Source organism: Microbacterium sp. zg.Y1084, assembly GCF_024623595.1.
Lineage (GTDB): Bacteria > Actinomycetota > Actinomycetes > Actinomycetales > Microbacteriaceae > Microbacterium > Microbacterium wangruii.
In genome coordinates, this window is the sequence record NZ_JANJGV010000001.1 from 236,526 (window position 1) to 243,150 (window position 6,625).

Here is a 6,625-nt window from a genome sequence, read left to right on the forward strand (position 1 = left end):
CGATCGGACCTGAGCGTCCACGGCGCGCCGATGCGCCCCCGCGCGGCCGGCCACAGCGCGCCACGATCGCTGCATGGCAGCCAAGGACGAGCGTGGGCGAGCGGGTGAGGCGCGAGCGGCGCGGCACCTGCAGGATGCCGGGTGGCAGGTGCTCGACCGCAACTGGCGGTGCGCGCAGGGCGAGCTGGATCTGATCGCAGCCCGAGGCGGCGAGCTGATCCTCGTCGAGGTGAAGACCCGGCGCTCCGACGCCTTCGGGCACCCGTTGGAAGCGGTGGACGAACGCAAGCGCCGGCGCCTCTGGCAGGTGGCGTACGCGTGGATGGCCGCCCATCCCGATGTCGTGCAGGGGCGGATGCTCCGACTCGATGTGATCGCGATCACGGGGGACGATCCGGCCACGGCGGTGCTCGAGCATCTGCAGGACCTGCGATGACCGTCGCGCGCACCTGGTCCGTCGCCCTCACCGGGCTCGACGGCGCACTCGTCGAGGTCGAGGCCGACCTGTCACGCCAGACGCCGGACTTCAAGATCATCGGACTCCCGGACAAGGCGCTCGGTGAGGCGCACCAGCGCGTGCACAATGCCTGCGAGAACAGCGGCGTGCAGCTGCCGCGGCGGCGGATCACAGTGAACCTCTCACCGGCGAGCCTGCCCAAGCAGGGCGCCGGGTTCGACCTGGCCATCGCCGTCGCGGCGCTGGCCACCGAACAGAGCCTCGACCCCCGATCGCTTCGGGCCACCGTGCACCTCGGGGAGCTGGGGCTGGACGGACGGCTGCGACCGGTCCCCGGGGTGCTGCCGGCCGTGCTCGCCGCGGCGCGCGCCGGCATCACCCGCGTGGCCGTGCCGCACGCGAACCGCGCCGAGGCGGAGCTGGTCGAGGGGATGGAGGTGCTCGGCGCTGTCAGCCTGCTGCAGGTGCTGCGCTGGCACGGCCTCGACGTCGAAGACCGTGACCTCGTGCCGGTCGGCGCCGCCGAACCCGCCGACGCGCCCGCGCCGGTGCTCGAGCTGGCCGAGGTGATCGGGCAGCGGGATGCGGTCGACGCGATCGTGCTCGCCGCCGCCGGTGGCCACCACGTGCTGATGAGCGGGCCGCCGGGCGCGGGAAAGACCATGCTGGCGCGTCGGCTACCCGGCATCCTGCCCGACCTCGATGACGCTGCGGCACTTCAGGCGGCGTCGGTGCGCTCGCTCAGTGGTGCCGGGGTCGTGCGGCTGGAGCGCACACCGCCGTTTGAGGCGCCGCACCACACCGCCAGCGTCGCCGCCCTCGTCGGCGGGGGAAGCCGTGTGATCCGTCCCGGGGCGATCGCGCGGGCCAGCGGTGGCGTGCTGTTCCTCGATGAGGCGGGCGAGTTCGCCGGCGGCGCCCTCGACGCACTGCGCGAGCCGCTGGAGAACGGGGTCATCCAGATTCAGCGGGCCGGTGCGAGCGCGGTCTTTCCCGCACGATTCCAGCTCGTCCTCGCGACGAACCCGTGCCCCTGCGGCTCCTACGGGGTGCCCGGGGGCGACTGCGTCTGCCCGCCGGCCGGCATCCGCCGTTACCTCGGTCGGCTGTCCGGACCGATCCGCGACCGCATCGACATCGAGCTGTCGGTGAGGCGCGTCTCCGTCGCGCACACGCAGGCCGCAGGGCAGCGCGGCATCACGACCGCAGAGGCGCGCGCACGGGTCGCGGCGGCCCGCCACCTCGCGGCCGGTCGACTGCGCGCCACGCCCTGGCGCACCAATGCGGAGGTCTCGGGGGCGTGGCTGCGGCAGGGTCCGTGCGCGCCGCCGCCGCTGGTGCGCCGTCCGCTGGACGCGGCCCTGCACCGCGGCGCGCTCACGCTGCGCGGGTACGACCGTGTGCTGCGTGTGGCGTGGACGCACGCTGACCTGGCCGGGCGCGACCGCCTCGAGATCGACGACATCGGCCGGGCGCTGTATCTGAAGAAAGGGGCGACCCCACTGTGAACTCCACCCTCCCTCTCTCCGCGAACGCCGCTCGTGCGGCGCTGCTCGGACTCGTGCCGGGCGAGCTCGACGACGGCGTCGTCGTCGAGCGCTATGCGCGCGCCGTCTGGTCGGCGCTGTGCGAGCCGGGCGACGGCGACGCCGGGCTGCTGGTCGGCGAGGTGGGTGCGGCCGCCGCGCTGGGGTCCGTCGTCACCGGAGACGCCCGGGGCATCGCGGCGGCCGCAGGGATCGATCCCGCCCGCGCGCAGGATGCGCTCGACCGCTGGCGACCGCGACTCGCACCCGGCCCGCTGAGGGCCGCCTTCGACACCGCGCGCCGCGTGACGGCCCGTCTCGTCGTGCCCGGCGACGCGCGGTGGCCGGCCCGAATGGACGACCTCGGCCCCCACGCGCCGCTGGCGCTGTGGGTGCGGGGCGCACTCCCCGAGCAGCGGGGCCTGGCCGTGGCGATCGTCGGCGCGCGCGCCGCGACCTCGTACGGCGAGCACGTCGCGATGGAGCTGGCGGCGGATCTCGCCGGGGACGGGGTGCGCATCGTCTCCGGCGCCGCCTACGGCATCGACGGCGCCGCGCACCGCGCCGCCCTCGCCGCTGGTGGGCACACGGACGCCTTCCTCGCCGGGGGAGTGGACCGCCCTTATCCGTCCGGCCACGAAGATCTGCTGCGCCGCGTCGCCCGATCGGGTGCGGTGATCAGTGAACTGCCCTGCGGCGCGGCACCGACGAAGTGGAGGTTCTTGGCGCGCAACCGTCTCATCGCCGCGCTGTCGGATGCGGTGGTCGTCGTCGAAGCGGGCCACCGCAGCGGATCGCTCAACACGGCCGGGCACGCGGCGTCGCTCGGTCGGGGGCTCGGCGCGGTTCCCGGCCCGGTGACGAGTCCCTCCTCGGCCGGGTGCCACCGCCTGCTGCGCGAGTACGACGCCCGCTGCATCACGGATGCGGACGATGTGCGCGAGCTGCTCGGCATGCACGACGACCGGCTGCCGGGGGCGGAGGAGTGGATCGACGAGGCCACCGCCCTGCGCGATGCGCTGAGCACCCGTGCCTGGCGGCCGGTGGACGACATCGCGCGCAGGTGCGGCCAGAGCACCACGCAGGTCGAACGGGGCCTCGGCCTGCTGCTCCTGCACGGGCGGGCGCAGCACGGACCTGCCGGGTGGCGGCTCGTGGTGACGCGGCGGTGATCGGAGGGTCGGCGGCGCAACGATCGATGCGGACGGCATCCTGGACACATGCGCATCTCCGAGGCGGTCGAGGTCTACACGCGGCACCTCGTCGATGTGCGCCGCCTGTCGCAGGCCACCGTGCGGGCATATCGTTCCGACCTGGCGGACATGACCGCCTCCGTCGGCGATCTCCCGCTGACCGAGGTGGACCTCGAGGCCCTGCGGGAATGGCTGTGGGCGGCGACCCGCCGGGGCGACGCACGTGCCACCCTCGCCCGGCGCACGGCCGCCGCTCGCGGCTTGTTCGGATGGGCGGTCGAGTACGGCCACCTGCCGACCGACCCCAGTCTGCGCCTGGTCGCTCCGAAGCGGGGACGCACACTGCCGCGCGTCGCCGCGGCCGACGGTCTCGCCGACGTGCTCGACGGCGTGCACGCCCGTGCTGCCGCCGGAGACCCCCGGGATCTGCGCGATGCGGCGGTGCTGGAGCTGCTGTACGGAGCCGGACTGCGGGTGTCGGAGCTGTGCGGCATCGACGTCGGCGACCTCGACCGTTCCGCCGCCACCGTTCGGGTGCTGGGCAAAGGCTCGAAAGACCGGGTGGTGCCCTACGGCGCCCCCGCTGCGCGCGCTCTCGATGCCTACCTGGTGCGGGGGCGGCCCGCGCTCGCGGCTCGCGGCGAATCCCCGCCCCCGGCGGTGTTCCTCGGCCTCCGCGGGGCGCGCATCGGGCCGCGGGCGGTGTACGACGTCGTCGCGCGGGAGATCGCGCCCCTGGTGGGCGCGGAGACCGTGGGGCCTCATGCCCTGCGCCACTCGGCGGCGACCCACCTGCTGGACGGGGGAGCGGACCTGCGCGCGGTGCAGGAGATGCTCGGCCACGCGAGCCTCGGGACGACGCAGATCTACACCCACGTCTCGAGCGAACGTCTCACCGCGGCCTATCGTCTGGCGCACCCCCGAGCCTGACGCGACGGGTCGTGTGGCGACGTCTCACCGCGCCGCCTACCGTTGAGCCATGTCCCGTCACCGTCTGACAGCCTCCGTCGTCCTCGCCGCCGCCGCGATGGCGATCACCTTCAGCGGGTGCTCGCCGGTGCCGGCCGACGGCGCGCGCCCTGCCGTGACGGTTCGCCCGACCTCCCCGGCGGACTCATCGCCCGCGGCCCCCGTCCCGGCGACGCCGTCCGCGATCCCGTCGCCCTCGTCGACCACCCTTCCCGGCCACGACTGCGGCGGATCGGCCGTGACGGTCTCGGCGGGCGGCGACCGCGTGCTGACCGGGTCGTGCCCGCAGGTGACGGTGGAGGGCACCGATGTCGAGCTGGACCTCACCACCGCCACCGTGGGGGAGCTGCTCATCGCCGGCGACCGGCACGAGGTGGACGCGGGTGACGTCGGTTCGGTCACGATCGCCGGACAGGACAACGACGTGGAGGCCACCGCCGTCGACGACCTCGCGGTGCGCGGGGACCGCAACACGGTCGACGTGCGCGACGCGATCGGCTCCGTGGTGATCGCGGGCAACGACAACGAGGTCGAGGCCGGCGAGCTGGATGCCGTCGCCGACGAGGGCGACCGCAACCGCATCGAGCGGGACGACTGACAGCAGGGCAGCAGCACCGCCCGCGGCACGTCGCCGAACAGCAGCATCGGATTGACGTACTCGCCATCGCGCCGCACTCCGATGTGCACCTCGCCCCGCCGGGTGTGCCCGCCGGTTGTGATCGTGCCCAGCACCTCGCCGCGCACGACCGACTGGCCGGCGGCGACGACCGGTGCCACCGGCTCCAGCGTCGTCACGAAACCGGAGCCGTGGTCGACGGTCAGCAGGGTGCGGCCGGCGACCGGCCCGGCGAAGGCGATGACACCATCGGCGGGGGAGACCACCGCCGTGCCGACCGCGCCCGCCAGATCCATGCCGCGGTGACCCGGTCCGTAGCGGTGAGGGGGCGCGCGGAACGGGTCGGTCACGCCCGCGCCGGGGAGCGGCCAGAGCCACGGCACGTCGCCGGGGAGCTCGCGTTCGAGGGGGGAGTCGATCGCCGGCGATGCCGTCGCTTCGAGCGCCCGGGCGCCGCCCGGTGCGGGCACACCCGACCCGACCAGCAGGGCGAGCAGGATCACGGCGTGCGCTGCCCACGCGCGTCTGGTCCGGTTCATTCCGCCATGGTGCACGCCGCGTCCCGCACGCGGTCCGGCACACCGGCGGTCCGTGGACAACGCGCGCAGGCTTCCGCACCGGGGAGAAGGCGGTGACTGATAGCATGGAGGTCGCACTCCGCTTCGGCGGGGTGACTCCGCGTGCCCACAGCACTGCACCCGCTCCGGCGGGCGCGACGCGGCATCCACACCCCAGGTCCTCCCGCATCAGCGGGTGGCGGGTGTGCGCCGGGCACCAGGCTCGCCGGTCATTCGACCAGGCGTGGACAACCGAAACAACGGCGCACTGCGCCGAGAACAGGAGAACGGCCATGGCCGTCGTCACCATTCGCCAGCTGCTCGACAGCGGCGTGCACTTCGGACACCAGACCCGCCGGTGGAACCCGAAGGTCAAGCGCTTCATCCTCACCGAGCGCAGCGGCATCCACATCATCGACCTGCAGCAGTCGCTCGGGTACATCGACAAGGCCTACGAATTCGTGAAGGAGACCGTCGCGCACGGCGGCACCATCCTCTTCGTCGGCACCAAGAAGCAGGCGCAGGAAGTCATCGCCGAGCAGGCGACCCGCGTCGGCCAGCCCTACGTGAACCAGCGCTGGCTCGGTGGTCTGCTGACCAACTTCAGCACCATCTCCAAGCGCCTCGCCCGCATGAAGGAACTCGAGGAGCTCGACTACGAGACCCCGGCCAACAGCGGCTTCACCAAGAAGGAGCTGCTGCTCAAGAAGCGCGAGCTGGACAAGCTCCACAAGTCGCTGGGCGGTATCCGCAACCTGCAGAAGACCCCCTCGGCGATCTGGGTCGTCGACGCCAAGCGCGAGCACCTCGCCATCGACGAGGCCCGCAAGCTCGGCATCCCCGTCATCGGCATCCTCGACACCAACGCCGACCCGGACGAGTTCCAGTACCCGATCCCCGGCAACGACGACGCGATCCGCGCCGTGGGTCTGCTGACCCGCGTGATCGCCGACGCCGCCGCTGAGGGCCTCATCCAGCGTCACCAGCCCGCCGGTGAGGCTGCCGACGCCGAGCCGCTGGCCGACTGGGAGCGCGAGCTGCTCGAGACCCCCGTCGTCACCGACGTCGCCGAGGTCGAGACCATCGCCACCGAGTCCGACGCGGACAAGGCCGGCGCTGAGGCTCACGACGCGATCGCCGCCGAGGCTCCGGCCGAGGAGGCTCCTGCTGCCGAGGAGGCCCCGGTCGCCGAGGCCGACGCCGCCGACAAGGCCGCCGAGTAACTCCGCACGGTTTCCGCCGCGGGGGGGGCGGGGGGCCGGCCGCGGCCCCCCGGCCAAGCACGCCCAGCAGAGGTCCAGCCCCCC

Annotated in this window: 6 protein-coding genes and 1 pseudogene; 6 read left to right on the top strand and 1 reads right to left on the bottom strand. The window is 73.7% G+C overall.

Going from position 1 to position 6,625, the window contains the following annotated elements; genetic code table 11:
* Positions 1 to 73: 73 nt before the first annotated feature.
* The 5 genes from NQ165_RS01205 to NQ165_RS01225 are packed head-to-tail and all read left to right on the top strand — an operon-like array spanning position 74 to position 4,743.
* A complete protein-coding gene (locus NQ165_RS01205) occupies positions 74 to 436 on the top strand; it encodes a YraN family protein (RefSeq protein WP_257530488.1) in 363 nt (120 codons plus the stop codon).
* Complete coding sequence (locus NQ165_RS01210) at positions 433 to 1,965, top strand: YifB family Mg chelatase-like AAA ATPase (RefSeq protein WP_257530490.1); 1,533 nt, start codon at positions 433 to 435, stop codon at positions 1,963 to 1,965. Before NQ165_RS01205 ends, NQ165_RS01210 begins: the two co-directional genes overlap by 4 nt.
* Entirely contained in the window at positions 1,962 to 3,155 is a 1,194-nt protein-coding gene (gene dprA / locus NQ165_RS01215) for a DNA-processing protein DprA (protein ID WP_257530491.1), read from the top strand. The genes NQ165_RS01210 and dprA overlap by 4 nt, the downstream gene beginning before the upstream one ends.
* Positions 3,156 to 3,203: 48 nt before the next feature.
* A complete protein-coding gene (locus NQ165_RS01220) occupies positions 3,204 to 4,106 on the top strand; it encodes a tyrosine-type recombinase/integrase (RefSeq protein WP_257530493.1) in 903 nt (300 codons plus the stop codon).
* A gap of 49 nt (positions 4,107 to 4,155) precedes the next feature.
* Positions 4,156 to 4,743 (top strand): DUF3060 domain-containing protein, encoded by a 588-nt coding sequence (locus tag NQ165_RS01225; protein WP_257530495.1) that lies wholly within the window; start codon positions 4,156 to 4,158, stop codon positions 4,741 to 4,743.
* 107 nt (positions 4,744 to 4,850) lie between these two features.
* Here the strand turns inward: NQ165_RS01225 and NQ165_RS14495 are convergent.
* A pseudogene (locus NQ165_RS14495) lies at positions 4,851 to 5,300 on the bottom strand (murein hydrolase activator EnvC family protein); the annotation flags it as partial.
* A 311-nt stretch (positions 5,301 to 5,611) separates the two neighbouring features.
* Here NQ165_RS14495 and rpsB point away from each other — a divergent pair.
* Positions 5,612 to 6,541 carry a 30S ribosomal protein S2 gene (gene rpsB, locus NQ165_RS01235; protein WP_257530497.1) on the top strand — a complete coding sequence of 310 codons (930 nt, stop codon included), beginning with the start codon at positions 5,612 to 5,614 and terminating at the stop codon, positions 6,539 to 6,541.
* Positions 6,542 to 6,625 lie beyond the last annotated feature (84 nt).